The 24,392-nt window shown below is 75.1% G+C and carries 18 protein-coding genes; 7 read left to right on the plus strand and 11 right to left on the minus strand.

Going from position 1 to position 24,392, the window contains the following annotated elements; all coding sequences use genetic code 11:
* Positions 1-12: 12 nt before the first annotated feature.
* Together ACI79V_RS01465 and ACI79V_RS01470 are read left to right on the plus strand one after the other, a co-directional pair.
* Positions 13-2,118, plus strand: a complete 2,106-nt coding sequence (locus tag ACI79V_RS01465) for an SCO7613 C-terminal domain-containing membrane protein (RefSeq protein WP_456886162.1) — start codon at positions 13-15, stop codon at positions 2,116-2,118.
* A 45-nt stretch (positions 2,119-2,163) separates the two neighbouring features.
* On the plus strand, positions 2,164-4,008 hold the full coding sequence (locus ACI79V_RS01470) for an SCO7613 C-terminal domain-containing membrane protein (protein ID WP_456886164.1): 1,845 nt from the start codon (positions 2,164-2,166) through the stop codon (positions 4,006-4,008).
* A 10-nt stretch (positions 4,009-4,018) separates the two neighbouring features.
* On the opposite strand, the gene ACI79V_RS01475 is transcribed toward ACI79V_RS01470, so the two are convergent.
* The 10 genes from ACI79V_RS01475 to ACI79V_RS01520 form a co-directional block, all read right to left on the minus strand.
* Positions 4,019-5,212 (minus strand): site-2 protease family protein, encoded by a 1,194-nt coding sequence (locus ACI79V_RS01475; protein ID WP_456886166.1) that lies wholly within the window; start codon positions 5,210-5,212, stop codon positions 4,019-4,021.
* Positions 5,213-5,740: 528 nt separating this feature from the next.
* Positions 5,741-6,121, minus strand: coding sequence for a metal-sulfur cluster assembly factor (locus ACI79V_RS01480; RefSeq protein WP_456886168.1), 381 nt, complete (start codon positions 6,119-6,121; stop codon positions 5,741-5,743).
* The gene (gene sufU / locus ACI79V_RS01485) at positions 6,118-6,585 is read right to left on the minus strand and encodes a Fe-S cluster assembly sulfur transfer protein SufU (protein WP_456886170.1); all 468 of its coding nucleotides are present in this window, start codon (positions 6,583-6,585) and stop codon (positions 6,118-6,120) included. Before sufU ends, ACI79V_RS01480 begins: the two co-directional genes overlap by 4 nt.
* Positions 6,585-7,916, minus strand: coding sequence for a cysteine desulfurase (locus ACI79V_RS01490; protein WP_456886172.1), 1,332 nt, complete (start codon positions 7,914-7,916; stop codon positions 6,585-6,587). Before ACI79V_RS01490 ends, sufU begins: the two co-directional genes overlap by 1 nt.
* Positions 7,913-8,686, minus strand: coding sequence for a Fe-S cluster assembly ATPase SufC (gene sufC, locus ACI79V_RS01495; protein WP_456886174.1), 774 nt, complete (start codon positions 8,684-8,686; stop codon positions 7,913-7,915). Before sufC ends, ACI79V_RS01490 begins: the two co-directional genes overlap by 4 nt.
* A gap of 15 nt (positions 8,687-8,701) precedes the next feature.
* Entirely contained in the window at positions 8,702-9,055 is a 354-nt protein-coding gene (locus tag ACI79V_RS01500; RefSeq protein WP_456886176.1) for a Rieske (2Fe-2S) protein, read from the minus strand.
* 3 nt (positions 9,056-9,058) lie between these two features.
* Complete coding sequence (gene sufD / locus ACI79V_RS01505; protein WP_456886178.1) at positions 9,059-10,369, minus strand: Fe-S cluster assembly protein SufD; 1,311 nt, start codon at positions 10,367-10,369, stop codon at positions 9,059-9,061.
* The gene (gene sufB, locus ACI79V_RS01510; RefSeq protein ID WP_456886180.1) at positions 10,369-11,811 is read right to left on the minus strand and encodes a Fe-S cluster assembly protein SufB; all 1,443 of its coding nucleotides are present in this window, start codon (positions 11,809-11,811) and stop codon (positions 10,369-10,371) included. The genes sufD and sufB overlap by 1 nt, the downstream gene beginning before the upstream one ends.
* Positions 11,808-12,620, minus strand: a complete 813-nt coding sequence (locus ACI79V_RS01515; RefSeq protein WP_456874201.1) for a helix-turn-helix transcriptional regulator — start codon at positions 12,618-12,620, stop codon at positions 11,808-11,810. The genes sufB and ACI79V_RS01515 overlap by 4 nt, the downstream gene beginning before the upstream one ends.
* 93 nt (positions 12,621-12,713) lie before the next feature.
* On the minus strand, positions 12,714-15,254 hold the full coding sequence (locus tag ACI79V_RS01520; RefSeq protein WP_456886182.1) for an ATP-dependent Clp protease ATP-binding subunit: 2,541 nt from the start codon (positions 15,252-15,254) through the stop codon (positions 12,714-12,716).
* 210 nt (positions 15,255-15,464) lie between these two features.
* Between ACI79V_RS01520 and ACI79V_RS01525 the strand changes: the two genes are divergently transcribed.
* Positions 15,465-16,394: a COX15/CtaA family protein gene (locus ACI79V_RS01525; RefSeq protein WP_456886184.1), complete on the plus strand. Its 930-nt coding sequence runs from the start codon at positions 15,465-15,467 to the stop codon at positions 16,392-16,394.
* A gap of 189 nt (positions 16,395-16,583) precedes the next feature.
* Here the strand turns inward: ACI79V_RS01525 and ACI79V_RS01530 are convergent, their stop codons facing one another.
* Positions 16,584-17,498: a heme o synthase gene (locus tag ACI79V_RS01530; RefSeq protein ID WP_456886186.1), complete on the minus strand. Its 915-nt coding sequence runs from the start codon at positions 17,496-17,498 to the stop codon at positions 16,584-16,586.
* Positions 17,499-17,827: 329 nt separating this feature from the next.
* Between ACI79V_RS01530 and tkt the strand changes: the two genes are divergently transcribed.
* From tkt to zwf, 4 genes are read left to right on the plus strand one after another with little or no spacing between them, the layout of a single operon-like run.
* Positions 17,828-20,062 (plus strand): transketolase, encoded by a 2,235-nt coding sequence (gene tkt, locus ACI79V_RS01535; RefSeq protein WP_456886188.1) that lies wholly within the window; start codon positions 17,828-17,830, stop codon positions 20,060-20,062.
* A 34-nt stretch (positions 20,063-20,096) separates the two neighbouring features.
* Positions 20,097-21,200, plus strand: coding sequence for a transaldolase (gene tal / locus ACI79V_RS01540; RefSeq protein ID WP_456886190.1), 1,104 nt, complete (start codon positions 20,097-20,099; stop codon positions 21,198-21,200).
* On the plus strand, positions 21,197-22,804 hold the full coding sequence (locus ACI79V_RS01545) for a glucose-6-phosphate isomerase (RefSeq protein ID WP_456886192.1): 1,608 nt from the start codon (positions 21,197-21,199) through the stop codon (positions 22,802-22,804). Before tal ends, ACI79V_RS01545 begins: the two co-directional genes overlap by 4 nt.
* A 51-nt stretch (positions 22,805-22,855) precedes the next feature.
* Positions 22,856-24,373: a glucose-6-phosphate dehydrogenase gene (gene zwf, locus ACI79V_RS01550; RefSeq protein WP_456886194.1), complete on the plus strand. Its 1,518-nt coding sequence runs from the start codon at positions 22,856-22,858 to the stop codon at positions 24,371-24,373.
* Positions 24,374-24,392 lie beyond the last annotated feature (19 nt).

Here is a 24,392-nt window from a genome sequence, read left to right on the forward strand (position 1 = left end):
ACCATCCCGGCCATGAGCACGCCGACCTGGGGACCGCCCTGTCCCGTCTGCGGCACCCCGGCCGCCCCGGGCCCCGCACCCTGCCCGACCTGCGGGCTGCCCGCCGTCGGGCAGGCCGCGACGGTGGTGGCCCGGCTGGGCGCGACCATCGACGAGTTCGTCCGCGAGCGCGACGCCCTGGTGGCCACGCTGCGCCAGGCCGCCCGGACCGCGCCGGTCGCTCCCCCCACCCCGGCGCACGTCCCGGTCGTCGCCCGCGTGAACGCTCCGGCCGCTCCCCCGCCACCGCCTCGAGCGGTGGCGCCCGCCCGTCCGCCGCGGGCGCCGCGCCGTCGGCTGAGCCCGCAGCAGGTGCTCCTCGGGCTCGGTGCCCTGCTGGTGGTGGCCGCGTCGATCGCGTTCGTCGCGGTGGCCTGGACGCGGCTGGGGGTGACCTTCCAGGCCGTCGTCATGGGCACGGTCACGGCCGCCGCCTGTGCCGCGTCGGCCCTCGCCGCCCGGCGCGGGCTGCGGGCCACCGAGGAGGCGCTGGCCGCCGCCGGTGCCGCGCTGCTCGCCGTCGACCTCGGGGCCGCCCACGCCCTGGGCCTGGCCGGGGCCGACACGGTCCCGGTGCGGCTGTGGAGCGGGCTGTCCTGCGTCGTCGTCGGCGGGGCCGCGCTCGCCCTCGGCCGTGCCACGCGCAGCACGGTCACCTGGCCGCTGGTCGCGCTGCTGGCCGCCCAGCCGGCCGGCTGGCTCCTGCTGCCCGCCGGGATCGCCGACGGCCCCGCCGGCGTCGCGGTCCTGCTCGGCACCGCGCTGCTCGACGTCCTCGCGCTGCTGTTCCTGCGCCCGGTGCTGCAACCGGTCGCGCAGGTCGCGGCGGCGCTGGTCGCCGGGGCCGGCGTGCTGCTGGGCGTGCCGCTGGCCTGGGACGGCGCAGCGCCGGACTCCTGGGCCGCGACCGCGGTCCTCGCCGCCGGCGCGGCCGGTGCCCTCGCGCTGCTGCGCGCCCCCCGGACCGCGGCGCGCCTCCCCGAGCCGCGGGTGGTGTCGGGCCTGGCCGCCGGGATCGCCGCGGCGGCCCTCGCCGGGTCGCTGTCGGGGCTCGGGGTCGGCGGGTCGGTCGCCTCGGCCGGGCTGGGCCTGGTGCTGCTGACCGCGGCGGCCCCGCCCGGCGCGTCCGCCGCGGTGCTCGCCGGGCTGCTGGCCGCCGGCGGCGTCCTGGCCGGGGCCGGCGCGGCGGTGCTCGCCGACGACGGGCGGTCCGGGCCCCTGGCGCTGCTGGTGCTCGCCGCCGCGGTCCCGGCGGGGCTCGCCGCGGTGCTGCGCCCGGAGGTGCGGCCCGCCGCCACGGGCGCCGCGCTGGCCGCACCGGGCCTGGCGGTGCTGGTGGCGCTGGAGGACGGGCTGCTCGCCCCGGTCCCCGCCGCGCTGCTGCTGGCACTGGTCGGCGCGGCGTCCTTCGCGGTCGCCGCCCTGCGCGCCGGGTCCCCGGAGGAGGCCGCCGCCGCGGTCGCCGGGACCCTCGCGGGCCTGGTGGCGGGGCTGGTCGCCGCCGACGTCGAGGCGTGGGGCCAGATGGCGGTCGACCTCGCCGTCGTGGGCGCGGCCGCCGGCTGCTACGCCGTCGTCGCCCGCCGGCAGCCGGTCGCGGTCCTGGCCGTGGCCGACCTCGTGCTCGCCGGCTGGATCGCGGCGGCCGGCGCCGACATCGGCACGCCGGAGGTCTACACGCTGCCCGCGGCCGCGGGCCTGCTGCTCCTGGCCGTCCCGGCACTGCGGGTGGGCGCCGCGTCCTGGGCCGCGGAGGGTCCCGCGGCGGCGGTCGCGCTGCTGCCCTCGGCGCTGGTCGTGGTCGCTGAGCCGACGGCGGTGCGCCTGGTCGGCGTCGTGGTCGCCGCCGCCGCGCTGACCGTCGCCGGCACGCTCGCCCACCGGCAGGCGCCCTTCGTCGTGGGCGCCGGGGCGCTGGTCGTCGTGGTCCTCGGGCGGCTGGCGCCCTACGCACCGCTGGTGCCGCGCTGGATCACGCTGGCCACGGCCGGGTTGCTCCTGCTCGTCGTGGGCGCCACCTACGAGCGGCGCCGCCAGCAGGCGCGGGAGGCAGTGGCCTGGGTGGCGCAGATGCGCTGAGCGGCCCCAGCCTGGGGCCGTGCACCACCGAGGGGAGGGACGGCGATGACCGGCGCGCCGCTGCCGCCGCTGCCCTACTCCGCCCCGCCCGCTCCGGCCGCGGCTCCGGCTCCGCTCGAGCCGTCCCTGCCCGCGCGGTGGCGCCCGCCGCAGGTGCTGCTCGCCGTCGGCGTCGTGCTGCTCATCGCGGTCGGACTGGCCGGACCGTCGCTGGCCGGCGCCGCCGCCCGGATCGGCGTCCTGCTGCTGGCGCTGGTCGCCGCCTGCGCGTCGGCGCTGGCCGCGCGGGCCCGGCTGCGCAGCACCGAGGAGGCCTGCGCGGCGGCCGCGGCGGCGCTCGCGCTCACCGGCGCCGCGTCCGGTGACCGTCCGCTCGACGGCGGCCCGCTGCCGGCGCTCGTCGCGGCGGGGGTGCTGGTCAGCCTGCGGGTCCTGTTCCCCCGCCCGCTGAGCTGGCCGCTGGCGGCCTGGGCGGCGGTGCAGGTGGCGGCGCTGCGCTCGCTGTCCCTGGTCCCCGACGCGGTGCCGCGGACGGTGCTGCTGCTCACCGTCGCGCTGGCCGGGCTGGGCGTCACGCTGGCCGCGCGGGGCTCGCTCGCCCGCGTCGCGCTGGTCACCACCGGGCCCTGGTGGGTCGCCGGTGTCGCGGGCGGGCTGGTCACCGCCGCCACCGCCGACGGCCCGGCGCGCTGGCTGGCGGCGGGGCTCACGGTGGCCGTCGCGGCCGCGCTGCTGCCGGTGCGCCTGGTCCGGGCGGTCGAGCCGCTGCTCGGCCGGCCGCGGGCGGTGCCCGTGGTGGCCGGGCTCGTCGCCGGGGGCGCGGTCGGGGCGGCGCTGTCCACCGGTGACCCGGTGTCGCTGCCGCTGGCCGGCGAGCTCGGCGTGCTGCTGGTCAGCGTCGCCGCGACCACGCTGACCGGGTGGCGGCGCGGCCTGCTGCTGCCGGCGGCCACCGCGGCCGGGAGCCTGCTGGTCCTGCTGGCGGTCGCCCAGCTCGCGCTGGCCGCCCGCTGGACGGCGCTCGTGGTCCTGCTGCTGCTCACCGCGATCCCGGTGGCCGGGGTCGCCGTGCTGCGGCGCGACGAGCGGCCCACGGCCCTGCCCACGGCGGTCGGCTGCCTGGCCGGGGCCGCGCTGCTCGCCGTCCCGGCCGGCCTGCTGACGACCGGTGCGGCCGCCGTGGCGCTCACCGGGCTCTACGCGATCACGCTGGCCGGCCGGCCCGCGATGGCGCCGGACGTCCGCGGTCCCACCGGCACGGTGGGCGCGGTCTGCGCCGCCGCCGCGCTGGCCGTGGTCGCCGTCGACGCCGCGTGGGCCTCCCTCGCCGCACACCTGGCGGTGCAGGGAGCGCTCACCTGCGGCTGGGCGGCGCTGCTCACCCGCACCCCGGACGACGGCGGGCCCGAGGGCGCCGCGGCGTGGCGCACCGGCGCGGCCGAGCTGGTGGCCGCGGCCTGGACCGTTGCGGCCCTGACCGGCGCGTCGGCGGTCGAGGCGTGGAGCCTGCCGGCCGCCGCCGGGCTCTGGCTGGCCGCCGGTCCGCGGCTGCTCGACGGGCCGTCCTGGCCGGCCTGGGGTCCCGGCCTGGTGGTCGCCGCGGCGCCGTCCACGGTCGCCGCGGTGCTGCAGCCCGGCGCGCTGCGCCCCGTGCTGGTGCTGGTGGCGGCCGCGGCCGCCATGGCGCTGGGGGCCCGGACGGCGGTCCGCGCGCCCTTGCTCACCGGCGCGGTCACCGCGGTGGTACTGGGCGTGGGGCTGGCCGTCGTCGCGCTGCCCCTGCCGCTGGGCGGGGCGCTCCTCGTGGGCGCGGCGCTGCTCGGGATCGGCGCCCGCCGCGAGCTGCGCCCGGTGGCCGGGTTCGGCGCGCGGCTGTCGGAGATGCGCTGACCCCGGCCGCTCAGCGCGCTCCGGGGTCCGGCACCGGGGCGACGTCGGCCCCGCCACCGGCCGACGGGTAACGACCGCCGGCGGCGGCCAGGTCGGCCAGCTGCAGGGTGCGCGTGACGTCGCTCGGGGACACCACCCCGACCACGCGGCCGCCGTCGAGGACCACCGCCCGCCCGTCGGTGCAGCCCTGCATCCGGCCCAGCAGGTCCAGCAGCGGCTCGTCCGGGCGGGCGGTCGGGATCTCGGCCGGCGGGCAGGCGACGTCGCGCAGCCGGGTCGTCGCCCGGGCGGCCGCCGGCACCGACCGCAGCCGGTTGAGGGTGACCAGGCCGACCAGCGCGCCGCCGGGGTCGACCAGCGGGTAGGTGCTGAAGCGGTGCGCCAGCGCCACCTCGTGCAGGAACTGCTCGACCGGCTGCTCTGGGTCGGCGACCAGCACCGGGCCGCTCATCACCCGGCCGACCGGCAGCCCGCCCAGCCGCGCCGACACGTGCGCCTGCTGCTCCTCGGCGGTCGCGGCGTTGACCAGGAACAGCCCGATCAGTCCCAGCCACAGCCCGCCCAGCCCCCGGCCGGTGACCAGCTGCAGGGCGCCGAGGGCGATGAGCGTGAAGCCGAAGAACCGCCCCGCGCGGGACGCCGTCACCGCCGAGGACCACGGGTCGCCGCGCCGCCACCACAGCAGCGCCCGCAGCAGCCGCCCGCCGTCGAGCGGAGCCGCCGGTACCAGGTTGAACAGGGCCAGCGACACGTTGATCACCGCGAGGTAGTCCAGGACCGCCACGGGCAGCCCGCCGGCGTCGGCGGCGCGGGCCAGCAGCGCGGCGGCCATGAACAGCCCGCCCAGGACGAGGCTGGTCAACGGGCCGACCCCGGCGATGCGGAACTCCGCCCCCGGCGTCCGCGCACCCCCGCGCAGCCGGGCCACCCCGCCGAGCAGCCACAGGGTGATGCCCTCCACCTCCACCCCGTTGCGCCGGGCCACCAGCGCGTGCGCCAGCTCGTGCGCCAGCAGCGAGGCGAGGAAGGCCACCGCGGCGGCCAGCGCGGCGGTGGCGTAGGCCAGGCCGCTGCGGCCGGGCAGCACCAGCGGGAACCGGCCCAGCGCCAGGCCGGCGGCGATGATCAGCACGATCACCAGGACGCTGGCGTTCACCCCGATCCGGATGCCGGCGATCCGGCCCAGGCGGAAGGTCTCGGTCATGCGGGGCTCCTCGGGCGCGCGGGGAGGGGTTCGCTGGCGCCCTACCCGGTGGGGCACCACGGACAACGTGCGCGCCGGCTCACGGACCGAACAGCACCTCGGCGCAGACCGGGCGGTGGCCCGGCGGCGAGGAACCCCCGCAGCGAGGCGGTGTCGGCTGGCGCCACCGGCGCCCCAGAGCGGCCCGCCCCCGGGCACCAGTCCGGGAGCCGCGGCGGCCAGCGCGGTCCCCAGCCCGCGGCCGCGGGCGGCCGGGTCGACCTCCACACCGACCTCCCACCGCCCCGCGATGCCGCGCCCGAGCACGACCACTCCCGCGCCGTCCGGCGTCCTCCACACCCGGACGTCGGTGCGGTGCCGCCGCGCCCGGGCGACGCGGGGGTGGTCGACCGCGGCCAGGACGTGCCAGGCGGTGCCCCCGACGACGACTGCCCGCGCCCCGGAGGGCGCGGGCAGTCGTCGTGACACTCGCGTCGGCCGGCGGGGCGTCCCCGGCGGCCAGTCGGCCCAGGAGCTCGGCGAGCAGCCCTAGACCCGGAAACCGAGGGCGCGCAGCTGCTCGCGGCCGTCGTCGGTGATCTTGTCCGGACCCCACGGCGGCATCCAGACCCAGTTGATCCGGATGTCGTCCACCAGTCCGGGGCCGGGGCCGCCGGTCAGCGCCTGGCGGGCCTGGTCCTCGATGACGTCGGTGAGCGGGCAGGCGGCCGAGGTCAGCGTCATGTCCAGGACGGCGACCTGCGACTCCCCCTCGTCGGCGACGTCGATGCCGTAGACCAGGCCGAGGTCGACGACGTTGACGCCCAGCTCGGGGTCGACGACGTCGCGCATGGCCTCCTCGACGTCCTCGATGAGCGCCGACTTGTACGGCGGGAGCTCGGGGGTGGGCTCGGTGGTGGTCTCGCTCATGCCGTTCCTCCAGTCGGTGCGGCGGCCAGCGCGCGGGCGGAGGCGTCCTTGAGGGCCATCCAGCTCATCAGCGCGCACTTGATGCGGGCGGGGTACTTCGACACCCCCGCGAAGGCGACGGCGTCCTCGAGCTCGTCCTCCAGCTTCTCGGCCACCGCCGGGTCGCCCTTGGACTGCATGAGCGTCACGAAGTGCTCGCCGGTGGCCAGCGCGTCGGTGACCGGGCGGCCGACCACGAGGTCGTACATCGCCGAGACCGACGCCTGGCTGATCGAGCAGCCCATGCCCTCGTAGGACACGTCGGCGATCGTGTCGCCGTCCAGGTGCACCCGCAGGGTCACCTCGTCCCCGCAGGTCGGGTTGACGTGGTGGACCTCGGCCTCGAACGGGTCGCGCAGGCCGCGGCCGTGCGGGTTGCGGTAGTGGTCCAGGATGATCTCCTGGTACATCGACTCGAGCTGCATCAGGCGGGTGCCTCCTCCGGCGTCACTCCGAAGAAACGCTGCGCCGCCCGCACACCTTCCACCAGCGCGTCGACGTCGTCGTAGCCGGTGTGCACGTAGAAGGTGGCCCGGGTGGTGGCCGGGACGCCGTAGCGCCGGACCACCGGCCACGCGCAGTGGTGGCCGACCCGGACGGCGATGCCGAGGTCGTCGAGGACCTGGCCGACGTCGTGCGGGTGGATGCCCTCGACGGTGAAGGACACCGCGCCCCCGCGGGCGACGGTGTCGGGCGGACCGATCACCGTGACGCCGGGGATCGCCTGCAGCCGCTCGAGGGCGTAGGCGGTGAGCGCCTCCTCGTGCGCCTGCACGTTCTCCATGCCCAGCGCCTGCAGGTAGTCGACGGCGGCGCCGAGGCCGATGGCCTGCGCCGTCATCGGCACACCGGCCTCGAAGCGCTGCGGCGGCGGCATGAAGGTGCTGCCCTCCATGCGCACGACCTCGATCATCGAGCCGCCGGTCAGGAACGGCGGCAGCGCGTCGAGCACCTCGTAGCGGCCCCAGAGCACGCCGATACCGGTGGGCCCGAGCATCTTGTGGCCGGAGAAGACGAGGAAGTCCGCGCCCAGCGCCGCGACGTCGACCGGCTGGTGCGGCACCGACTGCGCGCCGTCGACCAGCACCAGCGCGCCGACCTCCCGCGCCCGCGCCACGATCGGCTCGAGCGGGTTGATCGTGCCCAGGATGTTCGACTGCTGGGTGACCGCGACCAGCTTCGTGCGCTCGGTGACGACGGTGTCGAGGTCGGAGAGGTCGAGCCGGCCGTCGTCGGTGAGGCCCAGCCACCGCAGCGTGGCGCCGGTGCGCTCGCACAGCTGCTGCCAGGGCACCAGGTTGGCGTGGTGCTCCATCTCGGTCACGACGATCTCGTCGCCCTGGCCGACGGCGTACCGGCGGAAGGACGGCTCCTTGGCCGTGGCGGCGTTGGACAGCGCGTAGGCGACGGTGTTGACCGCGTCGGTCGTGTTGCGGGTGAACACGACCTCCTCGACGGCGGCGCCGATGAACCCGGCGACCTTCGCCCGCGCCGCCTCGTAGAGGCCGGTGGCCTCCTCGGCGAGCTGGTGCGCGCCGCGGTGCGGGGCGGCGTTGTGGTTCTCGTAGAAGTCGCGCTCGGCGTCGAGGACGCTCCGCGGCTTCTGCGAGGTGGCCCCGGAGTCGAGGTAGACCAGCCGCTTCCCGTCGCGCACGGTGCGCGACAGGATCGGGAAGTCCGCCCGGATCGCCTCGACGTCCAGGGGCAGGGGCTGCTTCTGCGCCCCGGCAGCGGGACGCGAGACGGTCGAGGTCATGCCTTCGCGGTCTCCTTCGAGCCCTTGACGTAGGCGGCGTAGCCCTCGGCCTCGAGCTTATCGGCGAGCTCCTTGCCGCCCTCGTCGACGACCTTGCCGCCGACGAACACGTGCACGAAGTCCGGCGTGATGTAGCGCAGGATCCGCGTGTAGTGGGTGATCAGCAGGACGCCGACGTCACCCTCCTCGCGGGTGCGGTTGACGCCCTCGGAGACGACCCGCAGCGCGTCGACGTCGAGGCCGGAGTCGGTCTCGTCGAGGACGGCGATCTTCGGCTTGAGCAGCCGCATCTGCAGGATCTCGTGGCGCTTCTTCTCACCGCCGGAGAAGCCCTCGTTGAGGTTGCGCTCGGCGAACGCCGGGTCCATCTCCAGCGCGGTCATCTCGTCGCGCACGTCCTTGACCCAGGTGCGCAGCTTCGGCGCCTCGCCCTTGACCGCGGTGGCCGCGGTGCGCAGGAAGTTCGACACCGAGACGCCGGGGACCTCGACCGGGTACTGCATGGCGAGGAACAGGCCGGCGCGGGCGCGCTCGTCGACGCTCATCGCGAGGACGTCCTCGCCGTCGAGGGTCACCGTGCCGCCGGTGATCGTGTACTTCGGGTGGCCGGCGATCGAGTAGGCCAGCGTGGACTTCCCCGACCCGTTGGGGCCCATGATCGCGTGCGTCTCGCCCGACCGGACGGTCAGGTCGACGCCCTTGAGGATCTCCTTGGCGTCGTCGCCCTCGCCGACCGTGACGTGCAGGTCGCGGATCTCCAGAACCGACACTTCTCTTCTCGCTCCTCAGTTGCCGGCCGCGAGCGGGAGGCTGCCGTCGGCTTCGGTGTCGACGAGCACGTCCTCCCCCTGCACGCGGACCGGGTAGACGTCGACCGGCTCGGTGGCCGGCAGGTTGGTGGGCTCGCCGGTGCGCAGGTCGAAGCAGGACCCGTGCAGCCAGCACTCGATGGTGGGGGCGCCGTCGAACTCCTCGACGTCGCCCTCGGACAGGGGGACCTCGGCGTGCGAGCAGACGTCCTGGACCGCGTAGACCTCGCCCTCGAACCGGACGACGGCGACGTCGAGGTCGGCCAGCTCCACCCGCAGCGCCCCGTTCTCCGGGACGTCGGAGAGGGCGCAGACCCGCTCGAAGGCCATGGGTCAGGCCACCTCGACCGGCTGCTCGTCGAGGCCCGGCAGGGCCCCCAGGCGCGCCTCGATGGAGCGCATGATGCGGTCCTGCAGCTCGTCGACCCCGATGTGCTGGACGACGTCGGCGAAGAAGCCGCGGACCACCAGGCGGCGGGCGGTCTCGGCGTCGATCCCCCGCGAGCAGAGGTAGAACAGCTGCTCGTCGTCGAACCGGCCGGTGGCGCTGGCGTGGCCGGCGCCGACGATCTCGCCGGTCTCGATCTCCAGGTTGGGCACCGAGTCGGCGCGGGCGCCGTCGGTGAGCACCAGGTTGCGGTTGAGCTCGTAGGTGTCGGTGCCGGTGGCCGCCGGGCGGATGCGGACGTCGCCGATCCACACCGTGCGCGCGCCCTCGCCCTGCAGCGCGCCCTTGTAGAGCACGTTGCTGGTGCAGTTGGGCACCGCGTGGTCGACCCAGAGCCGGTGTTCCTGGTGCTGGGTCTCGTCGGAGAAGTAGACGCCGAACAGCTCGGCGGTCCCGCCGGGGCCGGCGTACTGCACGTTGCTGACCAGCCGCACGAGGTCTCCGCCGAGGGTGACCACGACCTGCCGGAAGGTGGCGTCGCGGCCGACGACGGCGTCGAACTGGCCGCCGTGCACCGCACCGGGCGCCCAGTCCTGGACCGAGACGACGGTGACCTGCGCGCCGTCGCCCACGAGGACCGCGACGCCGCCGCTGTACCGGGCCAGGCCCGCGTGGTCGAGGACGACGGTCGCCTCCGCGAACGCGCCCACCTCGACGACCAGCTGGCCCCAGACGACCTCGTCGGACCCGGTGCCCGACAGCCGCAGCGTGACCGGCCGGTCGGGCCGGGCCTCCGCGGCCACGCGGACGACGGCGGCGCCGCCGCTGCGCTGCCGGGTGAGCGCGGCCAGCCGGTCGACCGGCTCGGGCAGGCCCTTGAGCAGCGGGTCGTCGGCGTCGACCGAGGTCAGCTCGACGCCCTCGGGCAGGTCGGGATCCCAGGCGAGGTGCGCGTCGGACGGGGCGCCGTCGAGCAGCGGGCGGATCCGGCGCATCGGGGTGAAGCGCCAGACCTCCTCGCGGCCGGTGGGCACGCCGAAGGCATCGGGGTCGGTCGAGGTGAACCGCTCGGCCGGCGAGCCCGTCGGGGCGGTGCCGCCGTGCGAGTGCGCGCCCGGGGCCGCCTGCCCGGCGGTGCCGGTGCCGGCCGCGGGGACGGCCGGCGGGCCCGCCTGGGTGCCCACCCCCTCGCCGAACAGCTCGCCGGCGAGGGTGGCCGACTCGGTGGTGAGGCCAGTGGTGTTCGGGTCGGTCATCAGCCGACGGCACCTTCCATCTGCAGCTCGATCAGGCGGTTGAGCTCGAGGGCGTACTCCATGGGCAGCTCCCGGGCGATCGGCTCGACGAAGCCGCGCACCACCATCGCCATGGCCTCGTCCTCGGACAGGCCGCGGCTCATCAGGTAGAAGAGCTGGTCCTCGCTGACCCGGGAGACGGTCGCCTCGTGGCCCATCGCGACGTCGTCCTCGCGGACGTCGACGTAGGGGTAGGTGTCCGACCGGCTGATCGTGTCGACCAGCAGGGCGTCGCACTTGACCGTCGACCTCGACCCGGACGCGCCCTCGTCGATCTGGACCAGGCCGCGGTAGGACGTGCGGCCCCCGCCGCGGGCCACCGACTTCGACACGATGGTCGAAGAGGTGTTCGGGGCGGCGTGCACCATCTTGGCGCCGGCGTCCTGGTGCTGGCCCTCGCCGGCGAAGGCGATGGAGAGCACCTCGCCCTTGGCGTGCTCGCCGGTCATCCAGACCGCCGGGTACTTCATGGTGACCTTGGAGCCGAGGTTGCCGTCGATCCACTCCATGGTCGCGCCCTCGTGGGCGACGGCCCGCTTGGTGACCAGGTTGTAGACGTTGTTCGACCAGTTCTGGATGGTCGTGTACCGGCAGCGGGCGTTCTTCTTGACGATGATCTCGACGACCGCGGAGTGCAGCGAGTCCGACTTGTAGATCGGCGCGGTGCAGCCCTCGACGTAGTGCACGTAGGCGCCCTCGTCGACGATGATCAGCGTCCGCTCGAACTGGCCCATGTTCTCGGTGTTGATCCGGAAGTAGGCCTGCAGCGGGATCTCGACGTGCACGCCCTTCGGCACGTAGATGAACGAGCCACCCGACCACACCGCGGTGTTGAGCGCGGCGAACTTGTTGTCGCCGGACGGGATGACCGAGCCGAAGTACTCGCGGAAGAGGTCCTCGTGCTCCTTGAGGGCGGTGTCGGTGTCGAGGAAGACGACACCCTGCTCCTCGAGGTCCTCGCGGATCTTGTGGTAGACGACCTCGGACTCGTACTGGGCCGCGACACCGGCGATCAGCCGCTGCTTCTCCGCCTCGGGGATGCCCAGCTTGTCGTAGGTGTTCTTGATGTCCTCGGGCAGCTCGTCCCACGAGGTGGCCTGCGCCTCGGTCGAGCGCACGAAGTACTTGATGTTCTGGAAGTCGATCCCGGACAGGTCCGAGCCCCAGTCGGGCATCGGCTTGCGGCCGAAGAGCTTGAGGGCCTTGAGCCGGCGCTCGAGCATCCACTCGGGCTCGTTCTTGCGCGCCGAGATGTCCCGGACGACGTCCTCGTCCAGGCCGCGGCGGGCGGAGGCCCCGGCGACGTCGGCGTCGGCCCAGCCGTACTGGTAGCGGCCGAGCTGGTCGATCTGCTCGTCCTGCGTCAGCGGCGTGCCGGTCACCGGCTGCTGGGTGCTGGTCATGCGGGCGTCCTCTCCCGGTCGCTCGTGGGGGTGCTGCTGGTGGTGGACGGTGCGGGGCGCGGGACCCGCGCTGCACGCTCACCGGGTACAGGGCGCGCGGGGCCCGGTGTGTTCCCCGCGCCGGTGTGAGCCCGCGCGCGTGCGGGCCCGGGGATGTGGGTGGTGCACACGCCGTCGCCGTGGGCGATGGTCGCCAGCCGCTGGACGTGCGTCCCCACCAGCCGGCCGATCACCGCCGTCTCGACCTCGCACAGCTGCGGGAACTCCGCGGCCACGTGCGCCACCGGGCAGTGGTGCTGGCACAGCTGCCCGCCGCTGGCGATCGCGGAGGCCGAGGCAGCGTAGCCCTCGGCGGTCAGCGCCTCGGCGAGCGCCTGGGCGCGGTCGACCGGAGCCCCGGCGGCCCGCGCCACCGCGTCGGAGGCCCGCCGCTCCAGGCCGGCCAGCTGCGCCTCCGCGACGGCGCGGACGGCGTCGGGACCGCCCGAGGCGGCGACGTGGCGCAGCGCGGTGAGCGCGAGGTCGTCGTAGGCGTGCGCGAAGCCCGAACGGCCGGCGTCGGTGAGGTGGAAGCGCCGGGCGGGCCGGCCCCGCCCCCGGTGCGCGCCCGGCGCCGCCCGCTCCTCCACGCGGCCGCGGGCGGCGAGCGCGTCGAGGTGGCGGCGCACCGCGGCGGGGCTGACGCCCAGCCGGCCGGCGAGCTCGCTGGCGGTCTGCGGGCCGTGCTCGAGCAGCAGCGCGGTCACCCGGTCGCGGGTGCGGACGTCGTCGGCCCGTCCCGTCCCCGCCGGCGCCGTGCTGGTTTCCACAACACGATTGTGACCTATTTCGGGGACCCCGCAAGCAAGGTCGCCCTAACCCATCAGGCCCTGACCGCGCTGGTCAGGGCCTGGTGGGCCGGGTCACGCCTGGGCGGCGGCCGCCGGCTCGGCGTCCTCGACGGACAGGTCGAGCGCGCCGTCCCGGACACCGACGACCACGTGCCGGCCGGGGCCGACCCGCCCGTCGAGCAGCAGCCGCGCCAGCGGGTTGTCGACCTCCCGCTGGATCGCCCGGCGCAGCGGACGGGCGCCGAACTGCGGCTCGAAGCCGCGCTCGGCGATCCAGGCGACCGCCTCGTCGGTGAAGGTCACCGCGATGTCCTGCGCCGCCAGCCGTCGGCGGGTCTCGTCGAGCAGCAGCCGGGTGATCTGCTGCAGCTGGTCGCTCTCCAGCTGCTGGAAGACCACGATCTCGTCGATCCGGTTGAGGAACTCCGGCCGGAACGACTCGCGCAGCCGCCGCATCAGCCGGTCGCGCAGCCCGGCGTCGGCGGCCGCGGCGTCCCCGGTGCCGAAGCCGAGCGGGGCGTTGCGGCCCTGGATCAGCTCGGAGCCGAGGTTGCTGGTCATGATCAGCACGGTGTTCCTGAAGTCGACCGTGCGGCCCTGCGAGTCGGTGAGCCGGCCGTCGTCGAGCACCTGCAGCAGGGTGTTGAAGACGTCGGGGTGGGCCTTCTCGATCTCGTCGAGCAGCACCACCGAGTAGGGGCGGCGGCGCACCGCCTCGGTGAGCTGGCCGGCGTCCTCGTAGCCGACGTAGCCGGGCGGGGAGCCGACCAGCCGGCTGACCGTGTGCCGCTCCTGGAACTCGCTCATGTCCAGCCGGATCATGCGGTCCTCGTCGCCGAACAGCGCCGTGGCCAGCGCCCGCGCCAGCTCGGTCTTGCCGACGCCGGTCGGGCCGAGGAACAGGAACGACCCGATCGGCCGGTCGGGGTCGCCCAGCCCCACGCGGGAGCGGCGGACGGCCTCGGCCACCACGCGGACGGCGTCGTCCTGGCCGACCACCCGCCCGTGCAGGTGCTCCTCGAGCTGCAGCAGCCGCGCCATCTCCTCCTGCGTCAGCTGGGCCACCGGGATGCCGGTCTGCCGCGACACCACCTCGGCGACGTCCTCGACGCCGACCTCGGGGACGCCGGACCGGCCACCGCCGCTGCGGGCCTCCTCCAGGCGCGCCTGCGCCTGGGCGAGCTGGTCGCGCAGCTCGACGGCGCGCTCGTACTGCTCCGCGGCGACCGCCTGGTCCTTCTCCCGCTGCAGCCGGTCGACCTCCTGCTCGAGGCCGCGCAGGTCGGTCGGCGGGGTCTTCACCCGCCGGCGCACCCGGGCACCGGCCTGGTCGATGAGGTCGATGGCCTTGTCGGGCAGGTGCCGGTCGGTGACGTAGCGGTCGGAGAGCTCCACGGCGGCCCGGACGGCGTCGTCGGTGAAGCGCACCTGGTGGTGGGCCTCGTAGCGGTCGCGCAGGCCGCAGAGGATCTGCACGGTGTCCTCGACGCTGGGCTCGGTCACCAGGATCGGCTGGAACCGGCGCTCCAGCGCCGCGTCCTTCTCGATGTTCCGCCGGTACTCGTCGAGCGTCGTCGCGCCGATGATGTGCAGCTCGCCGCGGGCCAGGGCCGGCTTGAGCATGTTGCCCGCACCGCCGGAGCCCTCCGAGGCGCCCGCGCCGACGACGGTGTGCAGCTCGTCGATGAACACGATCACCTCGTCGGAGTGCTCGCGGATCTCGTCCATGACCTTCTTGAGCCGCTCCTCGAAGTCGCCCCGGTAGCGGGTGCCCGCCACCAGGCCGGTGAGGTCGAGCTCGACCAGCCGGCGGCCGCGCAGCGTCTCCGGGACGTCGCCCTCGACGATCTGGGCGGCGATGCCCTCGACGATCGCGGTCTTGCCGACGCCGGCCTCGCCGATGAGCACCGGGTTGTTCTTCCGGCGCCGCGAGAGGACCTCGACGGTCTGCTCGATCTCGGACTCGCGGCCGATCACCGGGTCGATCTGCCCGTTGCGGGCCATCTCGGTGAGGTCGCGGCCGAACTCGTCGAGCGTCGGGGTGCTCGACTGCTGCCCCTGCCCGGGGCCGCCGGGCCGCCCGCCGCCGGGCTGCGGGGCACCCGTCGCGGCCTGCTGGAGGGCCTCCGGGGTGACGCCGCGCTCGCGCAGCACCCGGCCGCCCGGGGAGTCGGGGTTGACGGCGAGGGCGAACAGCAGGTGCTCGGGGCCGATGTAGGTGCTGCCCAGGGCGCGCGACACCCGGTGGGCGTCGAGCAGGGCGCGCTTGGCGGCCGGCGTCAGGGACGGCGCCTCGTCCCGCGGCTCGCCGCGCAGCGGCTGGCCGTCGAGCTCGCTGCGCAGCCGGTCGGGGTCGGCGCCGGTGCGGGAGAGGAAGGCGCGGGTGGTCTCGTCGCCGGTCATCGCCCACAGCAGGTGCTCGGTGTCGAGGTCGGCGCTGCCGGTGGCCACCGCCTGGTGGGCCGCGGCGTTGACCAGCTCGCGCGCCTGCTGGCTGAGGAACTGGGTGATGTCGACACGCTGGCGCGGGACGCCCTGCCCGCCGCCGAGGTAGCGGGCGAAGAAGTCGTCGAAGGGGCTCCCGTAGGGGCCGGGGAAGAAGGGGGTGGTCATGCCTCACGTCCAGGGAGTCGGGTCGGTCGGGAGGTGCTCGCCGGAGGTCTCCCGTCGGGGAGCCCGTACCCGTGATGGGGCACCGTCACCGGGCGCGGCGCGTCGGCCGCTGCCGAGGGGGTGCAGCGCCCGGCCGGGCCCCGCTGCTTCCCCGCTGTGATCTGCCCTGAGCGAACCGGGACGGCGCCCGCGCGCGGCTAGCATCGGGCCGTGCGGGTCCCCTCTGCCCTCGTCTCCCGGATCGCGCTGGTCAACCTGGTGGCCAACGGCGCGATCGTCGTCACCGGCGGCGCCGTCCGGCTGACCGGCTCGGGGCTGGGCTGCCCCACCTGGCCGCGGTGCACCGACGAGAGCTTCGTGGCCACTCCGGAGCTGGCCGGGCACGGCGCGATCGAGTTCGGCAACCGGCTGCTGACCTTCGTGCTCGCCGCGGTCGCGATCGCCACCGTCGTCGCAGTCTTCCGCTCCGGCCGCCGCGACCTGCGCACGCTCGCCGTCGTCGCGTTCCTGGGCATCCCCGCGCAGGCGCTGCTCGGCGGGGTGACCGTGCTGACCGGCCTGAACCCGTGGACGGTGGCCGCGCACTTCCTGCTGTCGTCGGTACTGGTCGCGGTGTCCACGGTGCTGTGGCTGCGGTCGCGGGAACCCGGGGTCGGCCAGCCGCTGGTCCGCCGTCCCATCGCGCTGCTGGTCGGCGGGATCTCCGCGGTGACCGCCGCGGTGCTGGTGCTGGGCACGATCGTCACCGGCAGCGGCCCGCACAGCGGCGACCTCGACGACACCGGCGCCCCCTCGGGTGGGCGGATGGGCTTCGACCCCGAGACGGTCAGCCAGCTGCACGCCGACGCCGTCTTCCTGCTCGTCGGCCTGACCGTCGCGCTGCTGGTGGCGCTGCACGCCATGGACTCCCCCGGCCGGGTGCGCCGGGCCGCGCGCGACCTGCTGGTCGTGCAGCTGCTGCAGGGCGTGGTCGGCTTCGTGCAGTACTTCACCCACCTGGCGGTGCTGCTGGTGCTGCTGCACATGCTCGGCGCGGTGCTGGTGACCGTGTACACCGCGCGACTGGCGTGGTCGGTCCGCGGCCCGGCGAGCGAGCAGCCCCTCGACGCCGCCGCCGTCCCCACCGCCGCCGTCCGCTGAGCCGCGGGGCCGGCCTCACTCCCGCGCCGGCCCCACCCCGCGGTGCCCGACCGGAGGCCGCTGCGCCCGGCGGCAGCGAGGTGCGCACGGTCGCGTCGAGAGGTGCGCTGCCGTCGTCATCGCGGTCCCGTGACCACACCGGATGACCCACTGGGCGCTTCCCGGCGGACGGCGGGGTCGCCGGAGTGCTCAGAGGAGGACGTCGACGGCGATCGCGATCGACAGCAGCGTCATGTGCGTGATCGACACCGAGAACAGCCGCATCGGCCGGCCCGGGACCGCGGCCAGGATGCGGCCGAGCCACTGGTGGGACTCGGCGACGTACCAGGCGCCGAGGAGTCCGCCGCCGATGGCGAACGCCCAGCCCAGGACGGGGCTCAACGACCCCATGAGCAGGGTCGCCCCGAGCGTGGCCCACGCCCACACGACCGACTGCCGGCCCACGCTCGCCGGACCGGCGACGACCGACAGCATCGGGACCCCGGCCCGGGCGTAGTCCTCGCGGTACCGGCTGGCCAGCGCCCAGAAGTGCGGCATCTGCCAGCAGAACACGACGGCGAAGAAGGCCAGCGCCGGCCAGTCGAGCGAGCCGGTCACCGCCGCCCAGCCGATGAGCACCGGCGCGGCCCCGGGGAACGCCCCGAAGACCGTGTTGTGCCGGGTCCGGCGCTTGAGCACCATCGTGTAGACGACGGAGTAGGCCAGGATCGCCACCGCGGCCAGCGCCGTGGCCAGCGGCGTCGTCTCGAACCACAGGATGGCCAGCGACGCCGTGGCCAGGACCGCCCCGAAGACCAGCGCCGCCCGCGGGGACACCACCCCGGCCGGGATGGGCCGGTTGCGGGTGCGCGACATCAGCCGGTCGATGTCCCGGTCGTACCAGCAGTTGACGACGTTGGCCGCCCCCGCGGCGAACATCCCGCCGACCAGCGTGGCGCCCACGAGCCGCCAGGAGGGCCACCCGCCGGCCGCCATCATCATCGCCGGCAGCGTCGTCACCAGCAGCAGCTCGACGAGCTTCGGCTTGGTCAGCGCGACGTAGGCGCCCACCACGGCGGGCAGGCGGCGGGCGGAGACGGCCGGGCGCTCGGAGAGCGCCGTCACCTGACGACCTCTCCCGCGCGCACCCACGGGCGCCAGGGCACCACCGGGCACGAGGACAGCACGGGGGTCCCTTCGAACCGGGGGATGAACGCTGCCCACTGTATCCCTCGGGCACCCCGCCGGCGGCTCGGGATGACTAGGGTCTGATCACGTTGACGCCGCGCGGACAGCGGGTACGGCCGTCGCCGACGACGGAGCGTCCCGGGCCAGCGATGACCCGGGGGGCACCGGGCCCCACCGCACTCACCGCCCGCGTCGCCCGTCCGGGAGCACGGGACACCGTCCCCGGACGGCTCAGCACCGGCCGACCTCGAGGAGCACCGTCCGACATGACCAGCGACACCACGAGCTCGGGCACCAGGAGCACCGGGTCCGAGGCCCCGGCCGAGGCCGCCACCGACGCGCCGACCGGCGACCCCCGCCAGCCGCGCCCGACGCTGCCGGACGGCTTCGGCGACCTCGACCGCCGCGTGATCGACACCGCCCGGGTGCTGGCCATGGACGCCGTCCAGAAGGTCGGCAACGGCCACCCGGGCACTGCGATGAGCATGGCGCCCACCGCCTACCTGCTGTTCCACAAGTGGCTCCGGCACGACCCCAGCGACCCGAACTGGGTCGCCCGCGACCGCTTCGTGCTGTCCATGGGGCACTCGAGCCTGACGCTGTACGTGCAGCTGTACCTGTCCGGCTACGGCCTCGAGCTCGACGACCTCAGGGCGCTGCGCACCTGGGGCTCGAAGACCCCCGGCCACCCGGAGGTCAACCACACCCCGGGCGTGGAGACGACGACCGGCCCGCTCGGCCAGGGCGTCGGCAACGCCGTCGGCATGGCCATGGCCGCCCGCCGCGAGCGGGGCCTGCTCGACCCCGACGCCGCCGAGGGCGAGAGCCTCTTCGACCACACCATCTGGGTCTTCGCCTCCGACGGCGACCTGGAGGAGGGCGTGAGCGGCGAGGCGTCGTCGCTGGCCGGCACCCAGAAGCTGGGCAACCTGGTGCTCGTCTACGACGACAACCGCATCTCCATCGAGGACGACACGACCGTCGCCTTCACCGAGGACGTCGGCAAGCGCTACGAGGCCTACGGCTGGCACGTGCAGCGCGTCGACGACGGCGAGGACCTCGCCGCGGTCGACGCCGCCGTCGCCGCCGCCAAGGCCGAGACCGGCCGCCCGTCGATCATCGTGCTGCGGACGGTCATCGCCTGGCCGGCGCCCAACAAGCAGAACACCGGCGCCGCACACGGCTCGGCGCTCGGCGACGACGAGGTGCGCGCCACCAAGGAGGTCCTCGGCTTCGACCCGGAGCAGACCTTCCAGGTCGACGACGAGGTGCTCGCCCACGCCCGCTCGGTGGTCGACACCGGCAAGCAGGCGCACGCCGAGTGGCAGCAGCGCTTCGACGCCTGGGCGCAGGAGCAGCCCGAGCGCGCCGCACTGCTGGCCCGGATGGGCGAGCGCCGGCTGCCCGAGGGCTGGGCCGAGGGCCTGCCCACCTTCGACGCCGACCCCAAGGGCGTGGCCACCCGCAAGGCCTCGGGCAAGGTGCTCTCCTCCCTCTACCCGGTGCTGCCCGAGCTGTGGGGCGGGTCGGCCGACCTCGCCGAGAGCAACAACACCGCCGTCGAGGGCGAGCCCTCGTTCCTGCCCTCGGACCGCCAGACGAAGATGTGGAGCGGCGGCCCCTACGGCCGCACCCTGCACTTCGGCGTCCGCGAGCACGCCATGGGCGCGATCATGAACGGCATCGCGCTGCACGGCGGCACCCGCGTCTACGGCGGCACCTTCCTCACCTTCTCCGACTACATGCGCGGCGCGGTCCGCCTGGCCGCGCTCATGCAGCTGCCGGTCATCTACGTGTGGACGCACGACTCGATCGGCCTGGGCGAGGACGGCCCGACCCACCAACCGATCGAGCACTTCGCCGCGCTGCGCGCCATCCCCGGCCTCGACGTCGTCCGCCCGGCCGACGCCAACGAGGTCGCCGTCGCCTGGCGGACCATCCTCGAGCACAACGACCGCCCGGCCGGCCTGCTGCTGTCCCGGCAGAACCTGCCGGTGTTCGACCGCTCGGTGATGGCCTCCGCCGAGGGCGTCGCCCGCGGTGCCTACGTGCTGGCCGACGCCTCGAACGGGCAGCCCGAGGTGATCCTGCTGGGCACCGGCTCGGAGGTGCAGATCGCCGTCGCCGCCCGCGAGCGGCTCGAGGCCGACGGCGTCCCCACCCGCGTGGTGTCGGTGCCCTGCGTCGAGTGGTTCGCCGACCAGGACCAGGCCTACAAGGACGAGGTGCTCCCGCCGAGCGTCCGCGCCCGGGTCAGCGTCGAGGCCGGCGTCCCCATGGGCTGGCGCGAGTTCGTCGGCGACGCCGGCCGGATCGTGGGCCTGACCCACTACGGCGCCAGCGCCGCCTACTCCGTCCTCTACGAGGAGTTCGGTCTCACCGACGAGGCCGTCGTCACCGCCGCCCGCGAGTCGATCGAGGCCGCCGCGTCGGGCACCGCCGTCCCGGCCGGCCCGGTCGCGGCCACCGGCGGCCTCCCCCACCCCACCGGCGACCGCTGAGCCGCCGGGCCCACTATCTGGAAGGACCGAGACCATGGCACAGAACGAGAAGCTGGCGCAGCTGTCGTCCGCGGGGGTCGCCGTCTGGCTCGACGACCTCTCGCGCGACCGCATCCGCAGCGGCAACCTGCAGTCGCTGGTCGACGAGTACTCGGTCGTCGGCGTCACCACCAACCCGACGATCTTCGCCGCGGCGATCAGCGGGTCGGACTCCTACGACGACCAGGTGCACGCCCTCGCCGTGCGCCGGGTGAGCGTCGAGGAGGCGCTGCGCACCATCACCGCCGCCGACGTCCGGGACGCCTGCGACCTGCTCGCGCCGGTCGCGGAGCGGCAGCCCGGCGACGGCCGGGTGTCGCTGGAGGTGGCGCCGGGCCTGGCCCGCGACACCGACGCGACGGCGGCCGAGGCGGCGCACCTGTGGTGGCTGGTCGACCGGCCGAACCTGTTCATCAAGATCCCCGCCACCGAGGAGGGGCTGGCGGCGATCACCACCTCGATCGCCCGCGGCATCAGTGTCAACGTCACCCTCATCTTCAGCCTCGAGCGCTACCGGGCCGTCATGGACGCCTACCTGGCCGGGCTGGAGCAGCGGCTGGCCGAGGACCCCGACGCCGACCTGACCGGGATCGCGTCGGTGGCCTCGTTCTTCGTGTCCCGCGTGGACACCGAGATCGACAAGCGGCTGGAGAAGGTCGGCGCCGACCAGCTCAAGGGGAAGGCGGCGCTGGCCAACGCGCAGCTGGCCTACCAGGCCTACGAGGAGGTCTTCTCCTCCGACCGCTGGAAGGCGCTGGAGGCCAAGGGCGCCCGGCCGCAGCGGCCGCTGTGGGCCTCCACCGGCGTGAAGAACCCCGAGTACTCCGACACCCTCTACGTCAGCGAGCTCATCGCCCCCGGCACGGTCAACACGATGCCGGAGAAGACGCTCAAGGCCTACGCCGACCACGGCGAGCCGGGCACCCCGGTGCAGCAGAGCTACGAGGACGCGGCGGCCACCATGAAGGCCATCGCCGACGCCGGGGTCGACCTCGACGACGTCTTCCGCGTGCTCGAGGACGAGGGCGTGCAGAAGTTCGTCGACTCGTGGGACGAGCTCACCGAGTCGGTCCGCAGTGAGCTCGAGGACAAGGCATGACCCTGCAGTTCAGCTGCAGCGGGCTCGACGTCCCCGAGAACGTCCGGACGCAACTGGCCGACGACGACGTCGCCGCGCGGCTGGTGGCCAAGGACGCCACGCTGTGGGGTCCGGAGGCCGAGAGCGAGGCCGCCATCCGGCTGGGCTGGCTGGACCTGCCGGCGTCCTCCCGGGAGCTGCTGCCGCGGCTGGCCGCGCTGCGGTCGGAGCTGGCCGCCGAGGGCCTCGACCGGGTGGTGCTGGCCGGCATGGGCGGGTCCTCGCTCGCGCCCGAGGTGATCTGCCGGACCGCGGGCGCACCGCTGGTGGTGCTCGACACCACCGACCCGGGGCAGGTCGCCGCCGCCATGGCCGACCTCGAGCGCACCGTCGTGGTGGTCAGCTCCAAGTCCGGCGGCACGATCGAGACCGACAGCCACCGCCGGGCCTTCCTCGCCGCCTTCGCCGAGGCGGGCCTGGACGAGGAGCAGGCCGGGCGCCGGTTCGTCGTCGTCACCGACCCGGGCTCGCCGCTGGCCGAGACGGCGGCGGCGATGGGCGCCCGCGCGGTCTTCCTCGCCGACCCGAACGTCGGCGGCCGCTACAGCGCGCTGTCGGCGTTCGGCCTGGTGCCGGCCGCGCTGGCCGGGGTCGACGTCGGGTCCCTGCTCGACGAGGCCGCCGACCTCGCCGAGCACCTCGCCGAGCCGGGCAACCCGGCGCTGGAGCTCGGCGTCGCGCTCGGGGCCGGCTTCCGCACCGGCCGGGACAAGGTGGCGCTGGCCGACGGCGGCACCGGCGGCGGCCGCATCGAGGGCTTCGGCGACTGGGCCGAGCAGCTCGTCGCCGAGTCCACCGGCAAGGAGGGCCGCGGGCTGCTGCCCGTCGTCCTGGAGTCGGCCGACGCCCCGGGATCGGCGGCGCCCGACGCACTGCTGGCCGTCGTCGGCGGGAGCCCGGTCGAGGGCCGGCCCTCGGTCGGGGTCACCGGCCCGCTGGGCGCCCAGTTCCTCGGCTGGGAGTACGCGACCGCGGTCGCCGGGCGGGTGCTGGGGATCAACCCCTTCGACCAGCCCAACGTCACCGAGTCGAAGGAGAACACCGCCCGCATCCTCGACGCCGGCCTGCCCGACGAGCAGCCGGCCGTGACGATCGGCGCGGTCGAGGTGTACGGCTCGGGCGGGGTGCTCGACGGCGTCGACGTGTCGCAGCACGACGGCCTGCGGCTGGTCCTCGACTCGCTGCTGGCCTCGGTGCCGCCGCGCGGCTACCTCGCCGTCATGGCCTACCTCGACCGGGAGGCCGACGCCCGCGCCGGGGAGCTGCGCGCGGCGCTGGCCCGGCGCACCGAGCACGCGGTCACCTTCGGCTGGGGTCCGCGGTTCCTGCACTCGACCGGCCAGTACCACAAGGGCGGCCCGCAGGTCGGCGCGTTCCTGCAGGTCACCGGCGCGGTCGCCGAGGACCTGCCGGTGCCCGACCGGCCGTTCTCCTTCGGCACGCTGCAGGCCGCCCAGGCCGCCGGTGACCGGCAGGCGCTGGCCGACCGGCAGCGGCCGCTGCTGCACCTGCACCTGACCGACCGCGCCGCCGGGATCGACCAGGTCCTCGGTGCCCTCGGCTGACCGCCGGGGTAGCACCGGGGTCGTCGCACCGAGGAGCCCAGAGGAGGACTCGTGATCCCCAACCCGCTGCGCGACCCGCGGGACCGGCGGCTGCCGCGCGTCCCCGAGCCCTGCGCGCTGGTCGTCTTCGGCATCACCGGCGACCTGGCGCGCAAGAAGCTGCTCCCCGCGGTCTACGACCTGGCCAACCGGGGGCTGCTGCCGACCAACTTCGCGCTGCTGGGCTTCGCGCGGCGGGACTGGGGTGACCAGGACTTCGCCGAGCTGGCCCGGGACGCCGCCCGCAACGCCGCCCGCACGCCGTGGCGGGAGGAGGTCTGGGAGCGGCTGGCCGCCAGCGTCCGGTTCGTGCAGGGGTCCTTCGACGACGACAACGCCTTCGACGAGCTGGCCAACGCGCTGAACGACCTGGAGAGCAGCCACGGCATCGGCGGCAACGCGGCGTTCTACCTGTCCATCCCGCCGGCGATGTTCCCGGTCGTGCTCAAGCAGATGCAGCGCACCCGCATGGCCGAGAGCACGCCCGACCGGTGGCGGCGGGTCGTCGTCGAGAAGCCCTTCGGCACCGACCTGGCCTCCAGCCGCGAGCTCAACGAGCTGGTCGACTCGGTGTTCAGCGCCGAGGACGTCTTCCGCATCGACCACTACCTGGGCAAGGAGACCGTCCAGAACCTGATGGCGCTGCGGTTCGCCAACACGCTGTTCGAGCCGATCTGGAACGGCCACCACGTCGACTCGGTGCAGATCACCATGGCCGAGGACGTCGGCATCGGCGGGCGGGCGCAGTTCTACGAGCGGACCGGCGCCGCCCGCGACGTGCTGCAGAACCACCTGCTGCAGCTGCTGGCGCTCACCGCGATGGAGGAGCCGGTCGAGTTCTCCGCCGACGAGATCCGCACCGAGAAGCTCAAGGTGCTGCGCGCGGTGTCGCTGCCCGAGGACATGCGCACCTTCGCCGTCCGCGGCCAGTACGAGCAGGGCTGGCTGGCCGGCCAGCGGGCCCGCGGCTACCAGCAGGAGGAGGGCGTCGACCCGGCGTCGACGACCGAGACCTACGCCGCGGTCCGGCTGGGCGTGGAGACCCGCCGCTGGGCCGGCGTGCCGTTCTACCTGCGCGCCGGCAAGCGGCTGCCGCGCCGGGTCACCGAGATCGCGCTGGTGTTCAAGCGGGCGCCGCACCTGCCCTTCGCCGACACCGACACCGAGGAGCTGGGCAACAACCAGCTCGTCGTGCGCGTGCAGCCCGACGAGGGGGTGACGCTCAAGTTCGGGTCGAAGGTGCCCGGCAGCGTCATGGAGGTCCGGGACGTGTCCATGGACTTCCTCTACGGCGAGCAGTTCACCGAGACCAGCCCCGAGGCCTACGAACGGTTGCTGCTCGACGTGCTGCTCGGCGACGCCACGCTGTTCCCGCGCAACGCCGAGGTCGAGGCGTCCTGGGCGGTCATCGACCCGCTCGAGGAGTTCTGGGCGGGCAGCGCGCCGGAGCCCTACCGGGCCGGCGAGTGGGGCCCGCGGGCCGCCGACGACATGCTCGCCGCCGAGGGGCGCCGGTGGCGGCGTCCGTGACCCCGCCCCGGGACAGTCG

This window comes from Geodermatophilus sp. SYSU D00700 (assembly GCF_054050255.1).